Consider the following 24358-nt stretch of genomic DNA (forward strand, 5'->3'; position numbering starts at 1 on the left):
CTCAAGCACTTCAGACGATGCGCCACCCGCTTCGACAAGCTCGCCAGAAACTTCCTCGCTGGCGTCGCTCTCGCCTCAGCGCGTCTCTGGATCAGAACTTATGAGCCCACGACCTAGACCAGCCCGCGGCCTCTACTCCATGCGAGGAGCGTGCTGCGAGGTCGCCATTCTGCGCGCAGTGTCAAGCGTTAAATGGACCTGGTCCAGGTAGACGAGCTCGCCTTCACTTGAAAAGGCGCTACAGCGGCCACCGGGACAAATCACATCGGAAATCGCCCAAACTGTAACGCCCTCGCGGTCGGGGGCGGCAGCCCAATTCATCAGGTCTGACTCCAATTCGAAAAAGTCATAATTCAAGTAGTCGTTCAGTTCATGAGCCAGCTCGGCACCCCGTGGGCTCTCCAGCAAAGTCACCGTATTTTCACTGAACGCCGGTCGCGGCCCAACAATAACCACCGATTTACCCTGGTCCAGCAGGTATTGGGCAGTCGAGGAGATCTCATCGAAATCGCTATTATCCCAATTCCCAGTCAGTACAACGGTCGACACTGCCGGGTTCGACAACGCTTCAAACCTTCGTTGATTAAACTCCCGGCATCCACGTGGCTCATACGATGGAGGTGTCGGATATATCGGCACGCAACCGGCTTGGCTGGCCATTCCAACAGCGACATCCGGTATGATCGAGCGGGTCGCGGCGTAAGCTTCCCGTCCAACACTGTCGCCGACAACGACGATTGCGGGTGGTGCTGTCTCCGGCAGACAAGCAGACCAATCAAGTTCGTCTATCGGTGCCCGACCGGAAATTTGGCAGCGGCCGAGCGCCTCGTCGTACCGCGACCACTGAGCCCAGAGCTGGCTGATCCGCCGCGGGACCGATCCGTGGCGCTCAAGCAAGGCTTGCAGATGCTGGGATTCCGACGAGCTTTCCGCCTGCATCGCAGTTGCGGCTGCCGTTGTCGCGGCAAAATTTTCTTCAGCATCCACCGCATCTTCAGCCGCGACGGGATGATTCCGGCCATTCAGGGCCCAGAGGTGCGCCGCGCCAACTAAACTCGCAATACATAGTCCTGCCACCACGGCTGCCTTGCGAGCTTTCTGTTCGCCGGGTTCTGTGGCCTGAAAGCGAAGGGGTGTTTCAATGAATCGGTGCAGAAATTCTGCCGAGATGAAGATCGCGGCTAAAAGAACAATGTACTGAGTGGGTGAGAACTCGGCGCCGTATAATAGCCGGGTGAGAACAATGATCGGCCAATGCACCAGGTAGAGCGAGTAGGCGCGCATGCCGACATAGGTCATTGGCGCATTTCCGAGAATTCTCACGGAGAGCTTGCTTTGAACTGCAAGCAGGATCGCAAATGTGCCGATCGTCGGAAGCAGCGCAGCGACAGCGAAATTGTATTGCTGGCCATCGGCAAGAAAAAAGGCGATGCCAATACCGACAAGCCCCGAAACGGTGAGCGCCGAGCCGAACACGGGCTTGGCGGACCAAGTTTGCCAGTTGGGCAGCCTGTGAAACGCCGCAACCCCAGCTCCGAGCGCAAACTGAAAGGCCCGAGTAGGAGCAAGGTAGAACATTGCCGAGGGGTTATTTTGCAGAACGATCCAGGATGAGATCGCACCCACAACAAAGATGGCTGCAAAAACTATGACGCGCGACCGGTCGCTCAGGCTAAACAACGCGCTCAACAATATCGGCCAAAACAGGTAGAACTGTTCTTCGACGCCCAGCGACCACGTATGCAGAAAAATATTGGTTTGCGAGGTGTCTTCGAAATAACCGGAGTTCAGCCAGAAGAATATATTCGACGCGGATATGATCGCGTATAGACCCGTTTGAGAAAAATCCATCAAGCGGCTGCTTCCGACGATAAACATTGACGCCAGTAAAGAAATAGAAATCACAACCGCAAGCGCCGGAAAGAGCCTTGCTAGGCGGCGAGTGTAAAATTCAAAAAATGAAAACCGGTTCTTTTCGGAAGATTCAAATATGATCCGGGAAATAATATACCCAGAGATGACAAAAAACACATCGACGCCGACAAAACCGCCCGGCAACGCAATGTGATTGAGGTGAAAAACGAGCACGCCGACCACCGCGATGGCACGTAACCCGTCCAGAGGCGCGATGTAGTGGGATTTCGTGCTCGACATTAGGGAATTAGCCTTAAGAATAAAGATGTTCCAAAAAATTTCGCACGAACATAAGCGGCTTGATCACCGCGTTCAATAACTCATTCTAGACTGGATAAGCCGTTCCTGCGCTCAGGGCGCTGCGGTCAACGCAGGCCAGATCTAGCCCAAACCCATACGTCTTGGTCTGGTCTACTTATTCGCTCCGTTTGGTCGACGGTTTACACCTCAAACAGCGCCGTCGACAGATAGCGCTCCGCAAAGCTGGCCAGGATCACCACGATCGTCTTGCCCGCCATCTCATCCCGTTTGGCGACCTCGAGGGCAGCCTTCAGCGCTGCGCCTGAGGATATCCCGCCCGGCACGCCTTCCAGCTTGGCCACTTCGCGCGCCATGGCAAAGGCATCGTCGTTCGACACGGTGACCACTTCATCGATCAGGCCGGTGTCGAGAATGTCCGGCACGAAACCGGCGCCAATGCCCTGGATCTTGTGCGGGCCGGGTACGCCGCCAGACAGGATGGGGCTGTCGGTCGGCTCGACGGCGACGACGTGGAAGCCGGGCTTTTTCTCTTTCAGCACCGAGGCAACACCGGTCAGCGTGCCGCCCGTGCCGACGCCGGAGATCAGCACATCGGCCTCGCCGGCCGTATCATTCCAGATTTCCAGCGCCGTGGTCTTGCGGTGGATGTCCGGGTTGGCGGGATTGGCGAACTGGCTCGGCATCACCGCGCCCGGCGTTTCGTCGATGATTTCCTGGGCCTTTGCGATGGCGCCTTTCATGCCCTTGGCGGCTTCGGTCAGGACCAGCTCGGCGCCCAGATGCTTGAGGAGTTTGCGGCGCTCGATCGACATGCTCTCCGGCATGGTCAGGATCAGGCGGTGGCCGCGCGCGGCGGCGACGAAAGCCAGGCCGATGCCGGTATTGCCCGAGGTCGGCTCGACCATCACGGCGCCCTCGCCCAGCTTTCCGGCCGCTTCCAGCGCATCGATCATCGCCACACCGATCCGGTCTTTCACCGAGGCGAGCGGGTTGAAGAATTCCAGCTTGGCCAGGATGCGGGCCGTGGCACCATGCGCGTCGGCGAGCTTTTTCAGCTCGACCAGCGGCGTATTGCCGACCGTGTCAGCAATGGAGGCATAGATGCGGCCGCGGCCGGGGGTGTCGGTCATGTCAAATCTCCGTTTGCGGCCAATGTAGGGAGGCGGCGGCCAAGTGCCAGTGACGAATGTGTCAGTCGAACCGGCTATTTCGTGCCGGTCGAGCCGAAACCGCCGGTCCCGCGTGTCGTCTCGTCCAGCGTGTCGGCGACCTCCCAGACGGCTTGGGTGACCGGAGCGATGATCATCTGGGCGATGCGGTCGCCGCGATTGACGACGAAATTGGCCTGGCCGTGATTGATCAGATTGACCCGGATCTCGCCGCGATAATCAGCATCCACCGTGCCCGGCGTGTTCACACAGGAAATCCCGTGCTTGGCCGCAAGGCCCGAGCGCGGCCGGACTTGCGCCTCATACCCGGCCGGCAGGGCGATGGCGATCCCGACAGGGATCAGCCGCCATTCGCCAGGCGGGATGGAGACGGGTTCGTTGGCCGGGACGGCTGCGCGCAAATCCATGCCGGCTGATTGCGGCGTTTCGTAGGCCGGCAGCGCCAGGCCCTCATAATGATCGAGCGGTTTGATCTTCACGGGCACGGTCGACATGGCGGCATCCTGGCTGGCAAGTGTTGGGACGCATCAAAGCCAAGCCCGCCTGATTTGGCCAGAGGCTAGAGCGCCGAGACGATCCGCGCGGCCAGCAGCTCGGCGATCTTCGACTTTTCCGCCCGCTCCCAGGCTTCGCTGCCAGCCTCGGTGACCAGCAGGACGGCATTCTCGGCTCCGCCCATCACATCGCCGGAGACGTCATTGGCGACGATCCAGTCGCAGCCCTTGCGCTGGCGCTTGGCGATGGCAAGCGCTTCGACATCATGGGTCTCGGCGGCGAAACCGATCACCAGGCCGGGGCGGCCGTCGCCCATTTGTGAGATGGTCTTGAGAATGTCCGGATTCTCGACCAGCGGCAGGCTGGAGAAGCTGGCCTTGTCGAGCTTGAGCTTCCTGTCAGACGGCTGCGCCGGGCGCCAGTCGGCGACGGCGGCGACGGCGATAAAGACATCAGCGGGCAGGGCCTGTTCGACGGCGGCCAGCATGTCGCGCGCGGTTTCAATATGGACGGTCTCGACACCGTCAGGGTCGCCCAGCGCGGTCGGTCCGGCGACCAGTGTCACGCGAGCACCCAGCGCGGCGCAGGCCGCCGCGATGGCATAGCCCTGCTTGCCCGAGGAATGGTTGGAGATGAAGCGGACCGGGTCGATCGGTTCACGCGTCGGTCCGGCGGTAACCAGGACGTGGCGACCCTTCAGCGTGTCAGGCATTCAAGAGGCTCACGACGGCATCGGCAATCGCATCCGGTTCGGCCAGGCGGCCCGGTCCGAACTCGCCGCAGGCCATGTCGCCCTCATCCGGTCCGACGAAATGCACGCCATCGCCCTTGAGCGTCGCCAGATTGCGCTGGGTCGCCGGATGCTCCCACATGCGCACATTCATCGCTGGCGCCATCAGCACCGGCTTGTCGGTGGCCAGCAGGGTCGTCGAGGCGAGATCATTGGCCAGGCCGGTTGCGGCCTTGGCCATCAAGTCGGCGGTGGCCGGCGCGACCACGACAAGACCAGCCGAACGAGACAGCTCGATATGGCCCATCTCGGCTTCGTCGGTGAGGTTGAACAGCTCGCCATAGACCTTGTCACCGGACAGGGCGGAGACCGAGAGCGGTGTCACGAATTCGCTGCCGGCGCGGGTCAGGATGCAGCGACTGGCAATGCCGCGCTTTTTCAGCGTCCGGATCAGCTCCAGCGCCTTGTAGGCCGCGATCCCGCCGCCAATGATCAGGAGTATGGACTTGTCGGCCACGTGACGTCTCCGCTGATGGTCCCGTACAGGTAAACCGTCAGCGGGGATTTCCCAAGGGTTTCAGGGGGCGAGGGTCAGTTCAGTCGGAGAAAAGGGGACACACGCCCCCGCGCCACTTCGCGGTTTCACCCTTGAGCTGAAGAAGCGGAGACGGCCTGCTGGCTGACAAGCGATTTATGGACAGCCCTGCGCGCGGCGCTCAGATCACTCCGAGCCTGACCGGAGACCGCGCGGGTCTCCCACTCGGTCTGACGGTCGCGGCCTGGACCTACCAAGCGGGGGGAAACTCAATCGACCAGATGGCGGATTTTCTGGGCGTCGGAAGACAGCGCGGCGCGCTTTTCCATTATGTGCTGGTAGAAGGCGCCCATCGACAGTTCGACATCATAATGGGTGATCCGCGACAGTGCCGTGATGTCGTCGGTCTTGAAGCTGCGGCGGTCGGCCATGGCGAGTTCGACGATGCGCGCGAACATGTTGGAATAGGCCGCCGTGTAGACGTGGGCCGGGAATTCCAGCTTGGCGTGACGTGCGCCCATGCCTTCGGTGGACTCGTAGTAGTGCTCGTCGAACCGGGCCGAAAACAGCTCGTCGCAATGGGCCAGCATGCCGGCGCGCAGATAGGTGATGTTGTCGGTGATCTCGAAATAGTGGGCGACATCCGGATTGCCGACCAGGTGATCGAAGACCGTTTCAAGCGCCTCATCCGCATACTTCATCAGGCGCGATTTCAGATGCTGCACCCGGTCAATCACATCTTCGTCGATGCGAAAAAACTCGCGCTGCAGGCTGCGTGCCTCGTCATTCATAATGAAATCCCTTGCCATGCAGGGAATAAATGCATGCGTTTCTTTCGATTTTGTGTAAATCGCGCCGAGATTTTAGCTAAATGCCAGCATCGTCGCCGCGCCAAGGGCGGCCGCGCCCGCCAGCCAGGCCAGGCGCAGGAACCAGGGGCGCAGTTTCGGGCCGCCCCCCAGTGACAGTTTGCCGGCTTTCAGCTGGGCGCCAACCTCGGCCCAGTCATCAACCGCATCCGGCAGTTTGCGCAGGGCGTCGTGCAGACGGGTCAGGTCTTCGCCGAGATCGCGGATGCGACCCTCCGGGCCCAGTTCCCGCTTCATCCAGGCTTCGACGATGGGCGCCGCTGCGCCCCACATGTCGTGCTGGGCATCGAGTTGCCGTGACACGCCCTCGCACTGGACCATGGTCTTTTGCAGCATCACGAGTTCCGGGCGCAGCCGCATGTCGAACAGGTCTGTGATTTCGAACAATTGCAGCAGCACGCGCGACATCGGCACCTGGTCGGCGGTCTTGCCGAAAATCGGTTCGCCGACCGCGCGCAGGGCGCTGGCGAAATCCTCGACTGAATGCCGGGCCGGGACATAGCCGGCGGCGAAATGGGCGCGCGCGGCGGCCATGTAGTCGCGGGTCAGGAAGCCGTGCAGGATGAGCGCCAGGAAACGACGCTCGGCACGGCCGATCCGGCCCATGATGCCGAAATCCACGGCCCAGACCGTGTCGTCAGTCCGGGCAAACAGATTGCCGCCGTGCATGTCGGCGTGAAAGACGCCGCGATCGAGGGCCGTCGACAGGAAGGCGCGGGTCAGCCGGGTCGCCAGGGCCGGCCGGTCGATGCCGCTTGCCTCGATTGCGTCCATGTCGGAGAGCGGAATGCCGTCAATCCATTGCGTGGTCAGGACGCGGCGCGTCGACCGGGTCCAGTCGACCGTCGGGATGTGATAGCCATCGGCCACCGCTGCGGCTTCGCCGAGTTCAGAGGCAGCGGCCGCTTCCAGGCGCAGATCGGTCTCGACCGTCAGTGAGCGCGACACGGTCTCGACGAATTTGCGCGGCTCGAGGCGGCGGCTGGCCGGGGCGAAACGCTCGGCGAGGGCGGCGCCGAGGCTGAGCGTGCGGATGTCGCGCGCGATCCGGCGCTCGATGTCCGGCCGCAATATCTTGACGGCGACGACGGCGCCATCCGGCGTCACGGCCTTGTGGACCTGGGCAATCGAGGCGGCTGCGACCGGCGGGCCGAATTCACTGAACAGCGTGTCGACGGGTTGTCCGAGGTCGGCGGCGACGACCGCGCGCGCCTCGGCATCGCCAAAGGCCGGCATGCGATCCTGCAGGCGCGACAGGCCGCGGGCAAAGCGCTCGCCGATCACGTCGCCGCGGGTCGCCAGGATCTGGCCGAATTTCACATAGGACGGACCCAGCTTCTCGAGCGCCCGGGCCAGGCGTTCACCGGGGTTCTCGGCCAGGTCACGGCGGCGGAAGATGCGCAGGGTCGCGCCCAGCCAGCGCGCCGGCGCCGGGTAGAGCGACTGGTATTCCGCCGGCAGGATGGCGTCATGCCGGGCCAGGGTCAGGCCGGCGCGCATCAGGCGGGCAAGGGAGGTGAGTGTGGCGAACATCAGTTGTGTCTAGTGCGCGAGGGAGGGGTTGGCGAGCGCGCCATGTGGTCGCGCCTGCATCTCCGCCTCAGGCCCAGCCGACATGCAGGGCGGCAATGCCGCCGGAGAAATTGGTGTAGCTGACATTGCGGAAGCCGGCCGTGCGCAATTCGTCGGCGAAATCATCCTGGTTGGGGAAGCGCCGGATTGACTCGACCAGGTATTGATAGCTGTCGCGATCCTTGGCGACGTAATGGCCGAGCTCCGGCATGACGTTGAAGGACCAGGCGTCATAGATCTTCTCCCAGGCCCGGCTGGTCGGACGGGTGAATTCAAGACAGAGGAAGCGCCCGCCCGGCTTGAGCACGCGGCGCATTTCCTTCAGCGCTGACGTGCGGTCGGTGACATTGCGGATACCGGTCGAAATGGTCACGCAATGCGCGGTGCGATCCGGCAGGGGCAGGCATTCGGCATTGCCGGTCACCCAGTCGATGCGGCCGTCCTCATGCGGTTTCAGCCCGCGCTTCACGCCGACACGCAGCATTTGTTCGTTGATGTCGAGCACGATGGCTTTTGCCTTGCGATCACTGCCCCGGCGTTCCGCGACAGCGTCGGCCTTGGCCAGGAAGCTGCGGGCCAGATCGCCGGTGCCGCCGGCGACATCAATGTGCAGTTCGCCCGGCTGCGGGTTGGCGCGCGTCATCACCATGTCTTTCCAGACCCGGTGGATGCCCAGCGACATCAGGTCATTCATCAGGTCATAGCGCCGCGCCGAACGATCAAACACGCCGCGCACCAGCGAGGCTTTTTCCTCGCGGGCCACATCAGTGAAGCCGAAGGACACGGTTTCGTCGGCGGGCCGGGTTGCGGCGTGCTTGTCTTGGGTCGAGCTCATGCCCGGCAACATAGCCACCGACCGCCCGGCGGCAAAGCCGCGAGGGCGGTCCTTAGTGTCGCATGGAGCGGGCCGTACCCCATTTTGGCTGACAGGTCGGCATGCCTGTGGTCAAACGTGTAGGCTTGGTGCCATCATTCCCGCAAAGGGCGGGGCAGCCGCGTGACCGCAAAGATAATTCACACAAACAATGCCTGAATTGCCTGAAGTCGAAACGGTCCGGAAGGGCCTGATACCCGCTCTTGAGGGGCGCCGCATTCGGGCGGTCACACTCAATCGGCCCAATCTGCGCTTCCCCTTCCCGGAGCGTTTTGCCGAGCGATTGACCGGAAGCCGGGTCGAGCGCATCGACCGGCGTGCCAAATATCTCCTGTTGCGCCTCGACAGCGGCGAGACGCTGATCGGCCATCTGGGCATGTCGGGACGGTTCTCGATCGAGGCGGCGGGGGATGGGGCGGCGCAACCGGGCGATTTCGTCCACGCGGCGCCCGCCGACCCTCGGCATGATCATGTCGTGATCGAGGCCGACGGCGGTGTCACCGTGCGCTATAATGACCCGAGGCGGTTCGGCTATATGGACCTGTTCGCAACCGAGGCCGAGGCGACGCACAAGGTCTTGGGTGCGCTCGGTCCGGAGCCGCACGGCAATCAGTTTTCCGGTCCCTATCTGGCGGCAGCACTGGCCGGCCGGCGCACCCCCATCAAGACCGCCCTGCTTGACCAGTCGATCGTGGCCGGTCTGGGCAATATCTATGTCTGTGAAGCCCTGCACCGGTCCGGCATCAGTCCACGGCGACAGGCCGCCAGCATTGCCGGGATCCGCGCCGAGCGGCTGGCGGTGGCGGTGCGGGCGGTCATTGTCGAAGCGATAGACGCCGGCGGCTCATCGCTCAAGGATTTCGCGGCGACCGACGGTGCGCTGGGCTATTTCCAGCACCGGTTTCGTGTCTATGACCGGCTTGATGCGCCCTGTCCCACGACCGGCTGCGCTGGCGCCGTGCAACGTATTGTGCAGGCTGGTCGTTCGACTTGGTTCTGCAGCACCTGTCAGCGCTGAGTGATTGCCAGCGGGACCGTGCTGCCGGATTTCCCGCTATGTCCGCCACCTGCCGCCGCTAAGATGAATCCATGCAGTCTTTCACAGCCAAGAGGCCTTCCATGCTTCCGACTTCCCGCATTCGCCAGCTGGCGTCCGCAACCCTGTCCGCAGCCCTCCTGGCTGGCGGTGCCCTGCTTGCGCCGGCCGCCCAGGCCCAACAGGCTGATTATTCGCAGATCGAGGCTGATCCGGCGATCTGGCACCTCTCCGATGCGGATTCCGATGTTTATGTGTTCGGCACGTTCCACATTCTGCCGCCAAGCCTGGAGTGGTTGACGCCGGAGATCCGCGACCTGCTGGCCAGCGCTGATACGCTTTATCTTGAAGCCGATGTGCACTCGGCCGAGAGCCAGGCCCTGCTGCAGCAATTGGTGATGCAGCACGGCCTCAATCCGCAGGGCGTGACCCTGTCCTCGCAATTGTCCGAGTCCGCCAATGCGGCACTTGCCGAGTTGGCGCCGACGATCGGCTTCGCGCCGGCCATGCTGGAACCCATGCGGCCCTGGCTCGCCCAGGTCATGCTGGCGGTGGGGCAGATGCAGGCGCTGGGGCTGGACCCCAATTCCGGCGCCGAGACCCGGCTGTTGGCGCAGGTTCAGGGCACGTCTACACAAATGGGCTATTTTGAAACCCCGGCCGAGCAGATCGGCTTCCTCGCCGGCATGCCGGACGATGTCCAGGCCCAGGCCTTCGAGCAAGGTCTGGAAGACCTCGCGGAATTGCCGCAAATGCTGGAACTCCTGGTAACCGCTTGGGCCATGGGCGACATGGACGTGCTTGATCGCGAGATCAATACATCGATGCGTGACGAGGCGCCGGAGGCCTACCAGGTCATGATCGTTGGCCGGAACGAGAACTGGATCCCCCAGATCGCTGAGATCATGGATGGCGAAGGGACTGTCTTCATCGCCGTCGGTGCCGCGCATCTGCCGGGCGAGCACGGCGTCATTCAGCTCCTGCGCGAAGCGGGTTTCGAAGTCTCGCGCCAATAGGGTCCGACCGGGCCGGGTGACTCGAACGGGTCACCCGGTATCGACGCTGGCTTCGCTCTGCGTTATAGCGGCGCGGCTTTACCCGTGCGGGACATCCGCGCCGTCAGATGGAGCGCCGAAATGGGCTACAAGACGATCCAGTACAAAACCGAGGGCCGAGTGGGTGTGATCACGCTCAACCGCCCCGAGGCGCTCAATGCGCTGTGCGACGAGCTGACCACGGAACTGGCCGCGGCGCTGGCTGCCTGCGAGGCCGATGATGATATCGGTTGTGTCGTGTTGACCGGGTCGAAGAAAGCCTTCGCCGCCGGCGCCGATATCAAGGAATTGCAGTCGCGCGACATGGTCGGCCTCTACAACAAGGATCCGTTCGCGGAGACTTGGGAGGCTGTGGCCCGTTTCCGCAAGCCGATCATTGCGGCCGTTTCAGGTTATGCGCTCGGTGGCGGCTGCGAGATCGCGATGATGTGCGATTTCATCATCGCCTCCGCGACGGCGAAATTCGGTCAGCCCGAGATCAATCTCGGCGTCATGCCAGGGTCCGGTGGCACGCAGCGGCTGCCGCGCGCCGTCGGCAAGGCCAAGGCCATGGACATGTGCCTGACCGGCCGGATGATGGATGCCGAAGAGGCGGAGCGGGCCGGTCTGGTCTCCCGCGTCGTGCCGGCAGATGATTTCATGGACGTGGTGATGGAAGCGGCTGAAGCCATTGCTTCCAAGTCATTGCCGGTTGCCATGATGACGAAGGAGGCGGTCAATCGCTCCTTCGAGATCGGCCTGACCGAAGGGGTTCGTTTCGAGCGCCGGGTGTTCATGTCGCAATTCGCGCTGGAAGATCAGAAAGAAGGCATGGCTGCCTTCGCCGAAAAACGGGCTGCTCATTTCAAGCATCGCTAGGCGGCAAGAGACAAAGGGCGGTTGACGCCCCGCCCGCAAGGGCCTATACGCCGCCGCTCACGGATTTCGCCGGGAACATCGTCCCGGCCGCATGAAGAGGTTTACATCCATGGCCAACACCAACTCGGCCAAGAAAATGGTCCGCAAGATCGCTCGCCGGACGGCCGTCAACAAGGCGCGTCGTTCGCGTGTCCGGACCTTTGTCAAAAAGGTCGAGATGGCGATCACCGCTGGCGACCAGGCTGCCGCCAAGACCGCACTGGTCGAGGCTGAGTCCGAGCTGATGCGTGCTGTCGGCAAGGGCATCTACCACAAGAATACCGGTTCGCGGAAAGTCTCCCGCCTGTCGGCCCGCGTGAAGTCGATGTCGGCCTGATCCGACAAACATCGGCAATGCGGAATGAATGATACGCCCGGGGCACACGCCTCGGGCGTATTTCTTTGTGCGCGTGCGTAGGCGGAGTGTCCTTTTTCTCGCAGTCGCGGCATCGCTGCGCTTTGTGAATTACTCTGGGTACGGAGGGGTTGCCAAACGGCGGAAGAGTCGTTCCGGGACCCAAATTCGGGTAACGTCAGGTAAGTAAAAAGGACCAATTGCATTGTCGCAATTCCGTCATATAGCCCAAGCTTCGATCCGATCACGGATTTCCCGTGTCAAGCGAAGAATCTCGGATTTTGGAAGCTGAATCATTTTGACCGAAACGGGCCTCGGAGTAACCTTTGGGCTCCTGAGGGCGACTATTCCCATGCGGAAAAATTTCCGGTAGCGGCACGACTGGGTGTAGTGCTGCGAGCGGGGGGATTTTGCCAAAATTACAAACACATAGCTTTCGCAAATGCGAGAGAAAAACAAAAGTGTGACCCACGATGGCATTGAACAAATTGGCTGTTTCCGAGGCAAAAACCGCCACCCTTGACGGGGTGGACGCAGGCGGGATTTCTGCGATCTGGCGCCGGGTGCGCGCCCATTTGCGTGAAGAGTGTGGACCTGCCCTGTATTCGCAGGAGATCGCGCGTTTGCGGGTCCGTCTGACCGAGACCGGCGCGCTTATCATCATCGCGCCGAGCAGTTTCAACCGGGATTGGGTTGAAGATCATTGGGGTGCCCGAATTCGCGCACTTTGGGCTGAACTCGATAGCACGCATCGCGAAATTCTCCTGCGCTCCGAAGGCGAGGATCAGCCGCAACCAATGGTCGCGTCGCGCTCGTCCGTGTCCGGACAGTCGGCGGCGCCCGTGCGGGCCGTTGCGACAGCCGCGCCCGCCGGTTCCGGTGACACGGCCCTGATCGATGCCCGCTTCAGCTTCGACAGTTTCCGCGTCGGTCCGGCCAATGAAGTCGCCGCTGCCGCTGCACGGACCATGGTCGGTGCAGCGACGCCGCCCTTCAACCCGGTTTTCTTCTATGGCGATTATGGTGTCGGCAAGACCCATCTCCTGCATGCTGTTGCGACGGCGGTTCAAAACAATTCCCGGCCGCGCAAGGCGCTCTATCTGACGGCTGAGGAATTTCTCTCGGGCTTTGTCACTGCGATGCGCGCCCGCGACACGATCTCTTTCAAGGAAACGGTGCGTGGCGTCGATGTCCTGCTGATCGACGATGTGCATTTCATCGCCGGCAAGCCCAAGACCGAGGATGAGTTCCTGCACACGATCGCCGCCTTGGTGGCCGAGAACAAGCAGGTCGTCCTGGCTTCGCACAAGCCGCCGGCCGAGCTGCAGATGCAGGATGAGCGTTTGCGTTCCCTGCTCACCGGCGGTCTGTCCTGCCCGTTGGGCAAGCCCGATCTCGACCTGCGTCGCCAGATTCTCGATTGCAAGATCGCGCAGGCCACCTGTCACTACCCGACGTTTGACGTGTCCGAGGCTGTCCGTGACTTCCTGGCCGCCCGCATCACCTCCAGCCCGCGCGAGATGGAAGGCGTTCTCAACAATGTCATCTGCCGCACGGCCCTGATCGGACAACCGGTCACGATGGAGGTCGTGTCGACGGCGCTGCGCGAATTGTCGCTCAGCTCGGAGCGTCGCCTGACGGTCGATGAGATCCAGAAAGTCGTGGCGACCCATTTCGGTATCACGCCGGCCGACATCTGCTCCAAGCGCCGGACCCAGTCGGTCGTCCGTCCGCGCCATATCGCGATGTATCTGGCCAAGACGCTGACGACGCGATCGCTGCCGGATATCGGGCGCCGCTTCGGTGGCCGCGACCATTCGACGGTGATCCATGCGGTGTCGAAAGTGAGCCAGATGATTGATGCCGGTGACCCGGTCGGCGACGAGATCGATGCGTTGACCCGGGAGCTACAGGGCTGAGACGGGCCGCCCCGGCCCGGAAATTCGCGTTAACGCTGGATAAACCTCTTGCGATTGCGCGAATTCATGTATCCTCTCTGACCCATCCCGAAGGCACGGGCGGATCACGCCTTGTGCCGTCACGACAGACAAAGATCTTCGACGTAGATTCAGGAAGCTGACGCAGAAGACGTTGAAAGCGGAACGCGAGATATGAAGCTGACGATCGAGCGCGCGACGCTCCTCAAGGCGCTGGGCCATGTTCAGGCGGTAGTCGAAAAGCGCAACACCATCCCGATCCTGTCGAATGTGCTGATCTCGGCCGGTCCTGACGGGGCCAGCTTTGCGGCCACGGATCTGGATATCGAGATCCTCGAGACCACGGATGCCAGCTGCGATGGCGAAGGCCTGGTCACGGCGCCGGCCCACACACTCTACGACATCACCCGCAAACTCCCTGACGGCGCAGATGTGACGCTGGAAATGACGAGTGGCGATCCGCGCCTGACGCTGAAGGCCGGTCGTTCCAGCTTCTCGCTGCCCTCGTTGCCGCCCGGTGATTTCCCGGTCATGCCGACCGAGGACCTGGAGCATCGTTTCAAGGTCCCCGCGCGTGAGCTGGCCCGCCTGATCGACAAGACGCGGTTTGCGATCTCGACCGAAGAGACGCGTTATTATCTCAACGGCATTCATTTGCACGCCGCCGAGCAGGATGGGCGCCAGACATTGCGCGCCGTGGCCACGGATGGTGTCCGCCTCGCCCTTGCCGAGGTTGATTTGCCGGACGGTGCGGCCGGCATGCCGGGCGTGATTGTACCGCGCAAAACCGTGCAGGAGGTCAAGCGCCTGCTCGAGGATGCCGATGACGAGGTCGAGGTGTCGGTCTCCGAGGGCAAGATCCGTTTCCGTCTCGGCAAGGCTGTGCTGACCTCCAAGCTGATCGATGGCGCCTTTCCGGACTATGAGCGGGTCATTCCGCGCGGCAATACCCGCCTGATGTCGGTCGAGAACAAGCGCTTCGCCGAAGCGGTGGACCGTGTCGCGACGATCTCGGTCGAGAAGTCGCGCTCTGTGAAACTCTCGCTCGGTGCCGATGCGCTGACCCTCGCGGTCAATAATCCGGAAAGCGGCCAGGCCGAGGAAGAACTCGCCGTGTCCTATTCCGATGAGGGTTTCGCGATCGGCTTCAATGCTCGCTACATGCTGGATGTTGCCTCGCAGATCGAAGGCGATGAAGCGCGTTTCCATTTCGCCGATGCCGCCTCGCCGGCCCTGGTCACCGACAGTGGTGATCCGGATGCGCTTTATGTGCTGATGCCGTTGCGGGTGTGACGGACGACGCTGTCACCGTGAAGACTGAGACGCCGCCGCCGGTTCCGCCTGCGGCGGTTCGTCGTTTGCGGCTGACCAATTTTCGCAGCTATGCCGATCTCGACCTCGATCTCGATGCCGCGCCGGTGGCGCTGTTCGGCGAAAACGGGGCCGGCAAGACCAATCTGCTCGAGGCCCTGTCCTTCCTGGCGCCTGGTCGTGGTCTGCGTTCGGCCGGGGCTGACGGGGTCGCGCTCAAACAGGACGGTGTGGTGGCGCCGGAATGGGCCGTCTTTGCCGAAGCTGACACGCTTGAGGGTGGTTACCGGCTGGGTGTCGGCGCGCGCGGCACGGCGCGGCGCGAGACCCGGATCGATGGCGAGCCTGCGGCCCAGAACGCGCTGGCCCGCCTGCTGCCGATGATCTGGCTGACCCCGGCCCAGGACCGCCTGTTTGCCGGGCCACGCGCGGACCGGCTGAAATTCTTCGACCGTCTGGTCCACGCCGCCGATCCGGCGCATGGCGATGCGGCCGGGGCCTATGAAAAGAGCCGGGTGCGTCGCCAACGCCTGCTTGACGAGGGTGGCCAGGACCCCGCCTGGCTGGGCGCGATCGAGGTCGAGATGGCCGGACATGGCGTCGCCATGGCGGCGGCCCGGCTGGATGCGCTGATCCGCCTTCAGGGCGAGATCGACCGGCGTCCGGAGGGCGTGTTTCCGCAAGCCGACCTGGCGCTCGACGGCGCCGTTGAGGCGGATCTGGCTGACGGCATGACGGCGGCCGAGGCGGAAGATCGATTTCTGCTCGCCCTGCGGGACGGGCGTCGCCGTGATGGTGCGGCGGGACGGACCCTGACGCGCGGTCCGCACCGCACCGAACTGCTGGCGCGTCATCGCGGCAAGGATCAGCCGGCGGGTGATTGTTCAACCGGTGAGCAAAAAGCCCTCATCCTCACCCTGGCCCTCGCCCAGGCCCGGGCGCTGGGGCAGCAATGGGGCGTCGCGCCCCTGTTATTGCTCGATGAGGCTTGTGCCCATCTCGACGCAACCCGGCGCGAGGGCTTGGCCGCCGAAATCCTTGCATCCGGCTCGCAGGCCTGGTTGACCGGTGTCGAGCGGGTCCTGTTCGATCCGTTCGGTCCGGCCATCCAGTATTACGAGGTCCGCGGTGGCAAGGTGTGCCCGGCCTAGACCGGGAGCGCCTCTGCTTCACCGGCCGGGACGCAGGCATCGGCGTCCTCATGCGCATCGACCAGTGCCACCAGCGCGCCGGCCAGCGCGTCGGCGAGGATGTGAATGATCATTGCCGGCCACAGCGACCCGCCGATCAGCACGACGGCCGTCATGAACAGCGTGATCGGGGTGATGCGGAGCATGCCGGATGGTCCCTGATAGGCATGCGCCAAAATGAAGACCGCCATCGAAGCGAGCGCGGCTGCCCAGACCGGCATGACCAGCGCCAGCGTGGCGATCAGGAAGCCGCGAAAGATGACCTCTTCGGTGATCCCGGCGGTCAGCGACAGATACTGAAAGCCGACATGATCGCCCGTCGTGCGCGGACGGATCAGGTCGAACCCGTCGGCCGCGTCAAAATCCCGACGCAGCTTGATGCGGGCTTCGCGACTGAGTGCCGTGCCAAGCAGGGCATACAGCCCGTAACCGATGGCTGCGGCAACCAGGCCCCAGGCCAACCATCCGGTCCAACCGGTCGTCGCCTGAAGGCCGATCCCGGACAGCGGCAGCCCGGCGGCGATCCAGCAGGCGAGGCTGATCGCGCACATCAGCCAGAGCGTGATTGACGTATTGCGGTATTGGCGCTGGACCGGCGTGTTGGGCGCGTCGGCACCGAGCCGGCGATCGCGCAGATCGCGATAGACAATGAAACCGAGCATCACGGTGATGGCCGCCAGTCCGGCGAGCAATGCGGGTTGGTCGAGCAGGGGTTGCATGGGATGCCCTTTCTGTGTGGATTGACCCTGCCAAGGGTCGCATGCGATCAATGTCGATAACGAGAATGAGAATTCGCATTCACATTTAGAGATGGAGTCGATGTGAGTCAAGGCACCAAGCCGGCCCGGCAGGAAAGATCGCGTCAGACCCGTGACCGGCTGGTCGCGGCTCTTGATGCATGCCTGCGGGAAAAACCCTTTGCCGACATTACGATAGCCGAATTGGCGGAGACTGCCGGCCTGTCGGTCGGGGCGGTCTATCGGCGCTTTGAGAACAAGGATGCCTTCATCCCGGTGATCTTCGAGCTTTACCGTGCTCGCCTGGATGCCTTCATGGCGGGCGACGGGCGCGTCGAGGTCGATCCAGCCGCCGGGTTGCGGCAGGCGCTGCACGCGGCTTGCGCGGTCGGCTGGCAATTCCTGGTCCGTCACGGCTATCTGGTCCGGGCCGCCCATCTCCATGCCCGCCTCCGCCCGGACCTGATCGGCGATGACTGGGAGGAATTGCTCGACCAGGCCCGCCAGTCGGCGCACCAGCTGATCGCCCTGTTCGGGGATGAGGTGAAGCGACGTGATCCTGACGAGGCGGCCCAGATGTTCACCTATCTGATGAACACGCTGCCGATCGAACGGGCCCTCTATCCCGAGGAAGGGGCGGCGGTGGTTCTGACGCTGAGCGATGAGCGCTTCGTCGCGGCCATCGCTGACACGCTCTACGGCTATCTCGTCACTGCAGACTGACGCGACGCGGCAGGTGTTTACACGCTATAGCGACGGCAACCCAGTGTGTGCGAGGCGTGATGACCGTCCAGACCCTGTTCCTGTTTGCCGGCGCCTTGCTGGTGTTGTTCATCACGCCCGGACCGGGCATTGCAGCGATGATTGCCCGGACGCTGGATACCGGTCCCTGGCATGCCGCCATGTATGGCGCCGGCATCATGTTGGGTGATATTTTCTGGTTCACCCTGGCGGTTACCGGCCTGTCAGCCATCGCCACACAGCTGACCGCCTTCTGGCTTGTCGCGAAAATTGTCGGGGCGACCTATCTCGGCTGGATGGCCTTCAAAGCCTTCTGGAGCGCCTGGACCGGCGCGCGACCCAAGCCGGTCTTCAGGGTCGGGTCAAAAAGCGGTTGGGCGACGACCTTCCTCGCCGGCGTCGCCATGCCGCTGTCCAACCCCAAGCCGATTGTCTTTTACCTGACCCTGGTGCCGGCCTTCATCCCGATCGAGGCGATCACGCCGGTAAGCTATGTGGTGATGCTTTTGATCATGCTGGCGATGGCCGTGCCGACGGCGGGCTTCTATATCGGCTTGGCGCACCGTGCCCGAAACTGGTTGTCGACGCCGCAGGTGCGGCGCGGCGCAGACATCATCACCGGCTGTGTCATGACCGGCATCGCCCTGCTTCTGGTTTTGCGCTAGTACCGGGCCCGAAGCGTTCCGCGCGCGCGTGCATTGGCATTTGAAACCGGCGCCAAAGCGGCACACACTCCGGCGCGTATCAGCAGGGCTGTTTCATGAGCGACATTTCCACCATCAACTTCCGCCGGCCGGCGCGGGCCGCAACGGATTTGCGCGCCTCTGTCGTGATTGCGGTGCTCGACGAGGCCGAGAATGTTGCGGCCGTGTGCGAGGAAGTCCTGCGCGAGATGGATCGCGCCGGTGCGTTCGAGATCGTCTTTGTCGATGACGGGTCCAGCGATGCGACACCCGACATATTGCAGGCGATCGCCGATCAGGACGAGCGTGTGCGCCTGGTCCGCCATGACAGGCGTTGCGGCAAGTCCCAGGCCGTCCGCTCCGGCGTATTGGCGGCCCGCGCGCCCTGGATCGCTACGCTTGACGGTGATGGCCAGAATGATCCAGCCGACCTGCCGGACATGTTGGAAAAAGCCTGGGCGGACGATAGCGATCTGCCACTGGTGGCCGGCACGCGGGTTCGCCGCAATGACCCGGTCTCGCGCCTGGTCGCGACCCGGATCGCCAATGGTTTCCGCGCCACGGTGCTGGGCGATCACTGTCCGGATACGGGCTGTGGCGTGAAGGTCTTCCATCGCGACAGCTTCCTGTTGCTGCCCTGTTTTGAAGGCATGCACCGTTTCCTGCCGGCTCTCTTCCAGCGCTATGGCCATCCGCTGATCAATCATCCGGTCAAGCATCGTGCCCGCCATGCCGGGCAGTCGAAATACACCAATATCGGCCGCGCCTTCGTTGGTATTTTCGACACGATGGGTGTGATCTGGCTGGTCCGGCGGACCAAGGCGCCCGGCCGGATTGAAGAGCGCCAGTCGTGACTGATGCGACCCGTCGCCTGGGCTGGAAGGACTGGCTGGTCCTGATCGCCCTGTCGGCTCTGGTCCTGCTGCCGGGCACTTCCTCCATTCCGCCGGTTGATCGTGATGAGTCGCGCTATGCGGTCGCCACCAGCCAGATGCTGGCGAGCGGTGATTTCATCGACATCCGCTTCCAGGACGAACAGCGCTATCTCCAGCCGGCCGGGATCTACTGGCTGCAATCAATTTCGGTCGCGCTGACCGGCACCGCCGATGACCGCGCCATCTGGGCCCATCGCATTCCGTCCTTCCTGGGCATTCTGGCAGCGGTCCTGATGACCGGCTGGATCGCGGCGGGCCTGTACGGACGCTTGGCCGGGTTCGGCGCGGCCTTGCTGGTGGCGACCTGTTTCGCCGTCGGCTTCGAAGCACGCATCGCCAAGACCGACGCCATGCTGCTGGCGACCATAACGGCCTCTCACCTCGCCCTGATGCAGATCTATCTCAAGCCGCAAGGCCATTGGTGGCGTCCGGCCCTGTTCTGGTCGGCATTGGGGGCGGGGATGATGATCAAGGGGCCGATCATCCTGATCTTCGTGCTGCTGGCCCTGCTCGCCCTGGTGATCTGGGACCGCAAGTTCGCCTGGCTCGGCGCCCTGAAACCGCTGTGGGGCGTGCCGCTTTTCCTGGCCATCGCCCTGCCCTGGTATGTCGCTATCGGAATCGTCTCGGAGGGCGGTTTTTATGCCGAGGCGATCGGCGACAGCCTGATGGGCAAGGTCGGCGAGAGCCAGCAATCGCATGCCGGTCCGCCGGGCTATTATCTCGGCCTGTTCTCGCTGACCTTCTGGCCAGGGTCCTTGTTTTTTGTATTCGCCGGATACTGGGCCTGGGCCAATCGCCGCAATGCCGCGACGCGTTACCTCATCGCCTGGATCGTGCCGGCCTGGATCGTCTATGAGCTGATCGCGACCAAGCTGCCGCATTATGTGATGCCGGTTTATCCGGCGATGGCCTGTCTCGCCGTGGCGGCGATTTTCATGCCGGGCGAGGCCAAGGCGCCGCTCTGGGTGAAGATCGGTGCGGGCGTGTATGCCGCACTCTGGCTGGCCGCCAGCGGTCTGGTCGCGGCGCTCGGGCCGGCAGGCCTGCACTGGGCCGAGGGCCATTTGTCGCCCTTGCTGGTGCTGGCCGGTGTTGTCATTTTCCTGGCCGCGGCGGCGGCCTTGCTGCTGCATGTTATCGGGCGCCGGCCAATGGCGCTGGTGGCGGGTCTGGTCGCTGGCGGGTTGGCGGTGACGACGGTTTACGGCGCCACGCTGCCGCGTCTCGACACGCTGTGGCTGACGCCGCGCATCGTGGCCGCTGTGGACGCGCATGGCGGCTGCGAAACCACGCGGCTGATCACGTCGGCCTTCCGCGAGCCCAGCCTGGTCTATCGCCACGGTCCTTATGACACGCTTCTGGCCGCCGACCCGGCCGATGCGGCCGTCCAGTTCGCCACCGAGACCGAGTGTTCTCTCGCTCTGATCGATGCCAGCGAGGCCGACGCGTTCCTGGCCCGTGCCGCCGCGCTGGCGCTGAACCTCGATGCCGTGGCGCTGATCGAGGGCCAGAATTATTCCAATGGCGACGCGATGAGCCTGACCCTCTACCGGGCGGCAATGCATGCGACGGACGCCGCGGACGGTCAGCCGTGATCAGCGCCGAACTGGTTTCGACGCTGCGCCGCCATCCCGGCAAGGCGGTCATGGCGCTTGGCCTGGTTGTCCTGTTCTCGCTTGGTGGATTTGCCGCCCTGTTCCTGCCCCAGGATGTGACCCGGCAGGCCCTGGACGGGCTGGCGGTGATCGGCCGCGAACCCTGGGCGCCGCCGCTGGCCATTCTTGCCTTCCTGGTCCTGATCACGCTGGGGGCGCCGCAGGCGGTGCTGATCGCAGCCCTGGTGGCGGCCTTTGGCCCCTGGGCCGGCTTTGTCTACAGCTGGACCGGCAAGGTGGCGGCCTGCGCGCTCGGCTTCCTGATCGGACGCCGGGCCGGGGCGGGCTGGCTGGCGCGCAATGCCGGGCCGGACGTGGCGATCGTCATGGACGAGCTGGCCCGGCACGGTTTCTGGGCCAGCGCGGTGATCCGCCTGGTGCCGACCCTGCCCTCGATCGTCATCAACATCGCCGCCGGCTGCACGCCGATGCGGTTTCGCGCCTTCATTGCCGGCACGGCGCTGGGCAGTGTCCCGAAGATGGCGCTCATCGCCTTCGCCAGTCATGCCGCGATCCAGGGGCTTGAGGGCGGCGGCATCCGGGCCTGGATCGCGGTCGGCGGAGCGGTGCTGCTTCTGGTCCTGATTGCGGTGATCGGGCGACGCTGGCTGAAGCGTCGTGCAACCGCACGACCGGGCCCGCTTCCGGTCGAAAAGCCCGCCCCGTGACTCACGCGTGCGCGCGTGCGTACGCGTGTGCGCGCGAGTGGTCACAGACGCGCGAAACCTGTACAACAAAACCATGACGGAACAAGCGAATCAGGAATACGGCGCAGAGTCGATCAAGGTCCTCAAGGGCCTCGACGCCGTGCGCAAACGCCCGGGCATGTATATCGGTGATACCGATGACGGATCCGGCCTTCATCACATGGTCTATGAGGTCGTCGATAACGCGATCGATGAAGCCCTTGCCGGCCATTGTTCGGAAGTCCTGGTGACGCTGCATGCCGATGGGTCGGCCTCGGTGCGCGATGATGGTCGCGGCATTCCGACCGATATCCACAAGGAAGAAGGCGTTTCGGCGGCCCAGGTCATCATGACCCAGCTGCACGCCGGCGGTAAGTTCGACCAGAATTCCTACAAGGTCTCCGGCGGTCTGCACGGCGTCGGCGTTTCGGTGGTCAATGCCCTGTCGGACTGGATGGACCTGACCATCTGGCGCAATGGCAAGAAACACTGGATGCGTTTCCGTCGCGGCGATGCCGAGGAAGATCTCAAGGTGATGGGCGATGCCGAACCTGGCCAGAAGGGCACGGAAGTGCGCTTCATGCCGTCCGAAGAAACCTTCACCATGACCGAGTTCAATCGCGAAACGTTGCAGCACCGCCTGCGCGAGCTCGCCTTCCTGAATTCCGGCGTCAAGATCACCCTGCGCGATGAGCGCGAGGCCGAGCTTTATTCCGACACGATGGTCTATGATGGCGGTGTGGCGGCCTTCGTCGCCCACCTCGATCGCAACAAGACGCCGATCTTTACCCCGCCGGTCCTGATCACCGGTGAGAAGGATGGCGTCGCGGTGGAAGCGGCGCTGGAGTGGAATGACAGCTATCACGAGAATGTCCTCTGCTTCACCAATAACATCCCGCAGCGCGATGGCGGCACCCATCTGGCCGGTTTCCGCGGCGCGCTGACCCGCATCATCAACACCTATGCGGCCTCGTCCGGCCTGGCCTCGAAGGCCAAGGTCTCGATCTCCGGCGATGATGCCCGCGAAGGCCTCACCTGCGTGTTGTCGGTGAAAGTGCCGGACCCGAAATTCTCCTCCCAGACCAAGGACAAGCTGGTCTCGTCGGAAGTCCGTCCCGCCGTTGAGGGCGCGGTCGGCGAGGCGCTGGCGGAATGGTTCGAGGAGCATCCGACCGAAGCGAAAATGGTGGTCGGCAAGATCATCGAGGCCGCCGCCGCCCGCGAAGCCGCCCGCAAGGCGCGCGAGCTGACCCGCCGCAAGTCGGCGCTGGAAATCTCGTCCTTGCCCGGCAAGCTGGCGGACTGCCAGGAGAAGGATCCGGCCAAGTCCGAGCTTTTCATCGTCGAGGGTGACTCAGCCGGCGGCTCTGCCAAGCAGGGGCGCCACCGGGAAAACCAGGCCGTGCTGCCGCTGCGCGGCAAGATCCTCAATGTGGAGCGCGCCCGTTTCGACAAGATGCTCGGCTCGGAACAGGTCGGCACCCTGATCACGGCGCTCGGCACCGGCATTGGCCGCGACCAGATCAATTACGAAAAGCTGCGCTATCACAAGGTCATCATCATGACCGATGCTGATGTCGACGGCGCCCATATCCGCACGCTTTTGCTGACCTTCTTCTATCGCCAGATGCCGGAGCTGATCGAGAAGGGCTATCTCTACATCGCCCAGCCGCCGCTCTATAAAATCACCAAGGGTCGGTCCGAACGTTATGTGAAGGACCAGGCCGAGATGGACGCCTACCTGATCGAGGAGGGGGCGTCGGAAGCGCATCTGACCCTCGCCAATGGCGAAGTGATCACTGGTCAGGACCTGACCACACGGGTCGCCGCCGCGCGTCAGGTCAAGCTCTCCATCGACCGCATGACCGCGCGGGCGCCGGGCTTTGCCCTGGAAGCGGCGGCGCTGGCCGGCGCGCTGGTGCCGGAACCCTCGGAAGACGGGATCCGTGAGGCCGCTGCCCGACTCAATACCTTCGCCGATGAAGGCGAGGACACCTGGCTTGGCCGCCTCGATGAGGAGGATGGCAGCCTGGTCTTCGAACGCGAAGTCCGCGGTGTGATGGAAACTGTCGTGCTGGATCGCAATCTGCGCGCTAGCCCGGACGCCAAACGTCTCAATGAGCGTGCCCTGGCGATCTCTGGCGACTATTCCGGCCCGGCCAGCTTCGTGCCGAAATCCGGCCCGGTCACCATCAACTCACCGCGCGAACTGGTCGACGAAGTCATCGTCTCCGGCGCCAAGGGCATGAAATTCCAGCGCTATAAGGGTCTGGGCGAGATGAATCCCGGCCAACTCTGGGAAACCACGCTCGACCCCAATGCCCGCTCGCTGCTTCAGGTCTCCGTCACCCACGCGGATACCGCCGATGAGCTCTTCTCCAAGCTGATGGGCGATGTCGTGGAACCGCGGCGAGATTTCATCCAGGAGCATGCGCTGGAAGCGGAAGTGGACGCTTAAGACGCGCTCCGCTCCTGACGGTATTGAAAACGCCCGCCTGTTTCAGGCGGGCGTTTTTCGTTCCAACCACCCAATATTGTCATCCCCGACGCATGCCCCGCGAAGGCGGGGCGCAGATCGGGGACCCATTGCCGCGGGGCCAGATAGGTCCCTGTGTTTTGCGATGATGTAGGATGGTTGCGCGAAGGAGGCCGTTAGGTCCCTGGCTGCCTTGGCAAGCCGTGAGCGGGTTTGGCCCCTTCGCGCGTACCCAGCGTTTA

The 24358-nt window shown here is 63.4% G+C and carries 20 protein-coding genes and 2 pseudogenes; 14 read left to right on the forward strand and 8 right to left on the reverse strand.

Translation table 11 applies throughout. The features are described 5' to 3' along the window. Positions 1-117, forward strand: a pseudogene (locus AWH62_RS16810) (IS5/IS1182 family transposase); the annotation flags it as partial. 15 nt (positions 118-132) lie between these two features. On the opposite strand, the gene AWH62_RS07880 reads toward AWH62_RS16810, so the two are convergent. From AWH62_RS07880 to AWH62_RS07910, 7 genes and pseudogenes are all read right to left on the reverse strand, one after another. Then, a complete protein-coding gene (locus tag AWH62_RS07880; protein ID WP_075189948.1) occupies positions 133-2154 on the reverse strand; it encodes an acyltransferase family protein in 2022 nt (673 codons plus the stop codon). Between the two features lie 200 nt (positions 2155-2354). Continuing rightward, positions 2355-3305: a cysteine synthase A gene (gene cysK, locus AWH62_RS07885; RefSeq protein WP_075189949.1), complete on the reverse strand. Its 951-nt coding sequence runs from the start codon at positions 3303-3305 to the stop codon at positions 2355-2357. A gap of 74 nt (positions 3306-3379) precedes the next feature. Continuing rightward, entirely contained in the window at positions 3380-3838 is a 459-nt protein-coding gene (dut, locus tag AWH62_RS07890) for a dUTP diphosphatase (protein WP_075189950.1), read from the reverse strand. Positions 3839-3903: 65 nt separating this feature from the next. Beyond that, positions 3904-5086: pseudogene (gene coaBC / locus AWH62_RS17245) on the reverse strand (bifunctional phosphopantothenoylcysteine decarboxylase/phosphopantothenate--cysteine ligase CoaBC). Positions 5087-5373: 287 nt separating this feature from the next. Next, complete coding sequence (locus AWH62_RS07900) at positions 5374-5895, reverse strand: protoglobin domain-containing protein (RefSeq protein ID WP_075189951.1); 522 nt, start codon at positions 5893-5895, stop codon at positions 5374-5376. Between the two features lie 72 nt (positions 5896-5967). Continuing rightward, on the reverse strand, positions 5968-7506 hold the full coding sequence (ubiB, locus tag AWH62_RS07905; protein ID WP_075189952.1) for a 2-polyprenylphenol 6-hydroxylase: 1539 nt from the start codon (positions 7504-7506) through the stop codon (positions 5968-5970). A 67-nt stretch (positions 7507-7573) separates the two neighbouring features. Further along, positions 7574-8380: a class I SAM-dependent methyltransferase gene (locus AWH62_RS07910; RefSeq protein WP_075189965.1), complete on the reverse strand. Its 807-nt coding sequence runs from the start codon at positions 8378-8380 to the stop codon at positions 7574-7576. 190 nt (positions 8381-8570) lie between these two features. Between AWH62_RS07910 and mutM the strand changes: the two genes are divergently transcribed. The 7 genes from mutM to recF all read left to right on the forward strand — a co-directional run bounded on the left by mutM (position 8571) and on the right by recF (position 16161). After that, a complete protein-coding gene (mutM, locus tag AWH62_RS07915) occupies positions 8571-9437 on the forward strand; it encodes a bifunctional DNA-formamidopyrimidine glycosylase/DNA-(apurinic or apyrimidinic site) lyase (RefSeq protein WP_075189953.1) in 867 nt (288 codons plus the stop codon). 101 nt (positions 9438-9538) lie between these two features. Further along, complete coding sequence (locus AWH62_RS07920) at positions 9539-10471, forward strand: TraB/GumN family protein (protein WP_075189954.1); 933 nt, start codon at positions 9539-9541, stop codon at positions 10469-10471. 120 nt (positions 10472-10591) lie between these two features. Further along, on the forward strand, positions 10592-11368 hold the full coding sequence (locus AWH62_RS07925) for an enoyl-CoA hydratase (RefSeq protein WP_075189955.1): 777 nt from the start codon (positions 10592-10594) through the stop codon (positions 11366-11368). A 109-nt stretch (positions 11369-11477) separates the two neighbouring features. Beyond that, the gene (gene rpsT, locus AWH62_RS07930; RefSeq protein ID WP_075189956.1) at positions 11478-11744 is read left to right on the forward strand and encodes a 30S ribosomal protein S20; all 267 of its coding nucleotides are present in this window, start codon (positions 11478-11480) and stop codon (positions 11742-11744) included. A gap of 491 nt (positions 11745-12235) precedes the next feature. Continuing rightward, positions 12236-13681 carry a chromosomal replication initiator protein DnaA gene (dnaA, locus tag AWH62_RS07935; protein ID WP_075189957.1) on the forward strand — a complete coding sequence of 482 codons (1446 nt, stop codon included), beginning with the start codon at positions 12236-12238 and terminating at the stop codon, positions 13679-13681. A 192-nt stretch (positions 13682-13873) separates the two neighbouring features. Continuing rightward, positions 13874-14992: a DNA polymerase III subunit beta gene (gene dnaN, locus AWH62_RS07940; RefSeq protein WP_075189958.1), complete on the forward strand. Its 1119-nt coding sequence runs from the start codon at positions 13874-13876 to the stop codon at positions 14990-14992. Positions 14993-15009: 17 nt separating this feature from the next. After that, on the forward strand, positions 15010-16161 hold the full coding sequence (recF, locus tag AWH62_RS07945) for a DNA replication/repair protein RecF (protein WP_075189966.1): 1152 nt from the start codon (positions 15010-15012) through the stop codon (positions 16159-16161). Here recF and AWH62_RS07950 read toward each other — a convergent pair. Further along, positions 16158-16919, reverse strand: coding sequence for a CPBP family intramembrane glutamic endopeptidase (locus AWH62_RS07950; RefSeq protein ID WP_075189959.1), 762 nt, complete (start codon positions 16917-16919; stop codon positions 16158-16160). The genes recF and AWH62_RS07950 overlap by 4 nt on opposite strands. 102 nt (positions 16920-17021) lie before the next feature. Between AWH62_RS07950 and AWH62_RS07955 the strand changes: the two genes are divergently transcribed. The 6 genes from AWH62_RS07955 to gyrB all read left to right on the forward strand — a co-directional run bounded on the left by AWH62_RS07955 (position 17022) and on the right by gyrB (position 24098). Continuing rightward, a complete protein-coding gene (locus AWH62_RS07955) occupies positions 17022-17660 on the forward strand; it encodes a TetR/AcrR family transcriptional regulator (RefSeq protein WP_075189960.1) in 639 nt (212 codons plus the stop codon). Between the two features lie 59 nt (positions 17661-17719). Beyond that, entirely contained in the window at positions 17720-18343 is a 624-nt protein-coding gene (locus tag AWH62_RS07960; RefSeq protein WP_075189961.1) for a LysE family translocator, read from the forward strand. A 95-nt stretch (positions 18344-18438) separates the two neighbouring features. After that, positions 18439-19215 (forward strand): glycosyltransferase family 2 protein, encoded by a 777-nt coding sequence (locus tag AWH62_RS07965; RefSeq protein ID WP_075189962.1) that lies wholly within the window; start codon positions 18439-18441, stop codon positions 19213-19215. Further along, positions 19212-20894 carry a glycosyltransferase family 39 protein gene (locus AWH62_RS07970; protein WP_075189963.1) on the forward strand — a complete coding sequence of 561 codons (1683 nt, stop codon included), beginning with the start codon at positions 19212-19214 and terminating at the stop codon, positions 20892-20894. The genes AWH62_RS07965 and AWH62_RS07970 overlap by 4 nt, the downstream gene beginning before the upstream one ends. Next, on the forward strand, positions 20891-21622 hold the full coding sequence (locus AWH62_RS07975) for a TVP38/TMEM64 family protein (protein WP_083635078.1): 732 nt from the start codon (positions 20891-20893) through the stop codon (positions 21620-21622). The genes AWH62_RS07970 and AWH62_RS07975 overlap by 4 nt, the downstream gene beginning before the upstream one ends. Before the next feature lie 73 nt (positions 21623-21695). Further along, positions 21696-24098: a DNA topoisomerase (ATP-hydrolyzing) subunit B gene (gene gyrB / locus AWH62_RS07980; protein WP_075189964.1), complete on the forward strand. Its 2403-nt coding sequence runs from the start codon at positions 21696-21698 to the stop codon at positions 24096-24098. The last annotated feature ends 260 nt before the right edge of the window (positions 24099-24358 follow it).

It is taken from the genome of Maricaulis sp. W15, assembly GCF_001924955.1.
GTDB classification, from domain to species: Bacteria; Pseudomonadota; Alphaproteobacteria; order Caulobacterales; family Maricaulaceae; genus Maricaulis; species Maricaulis maris.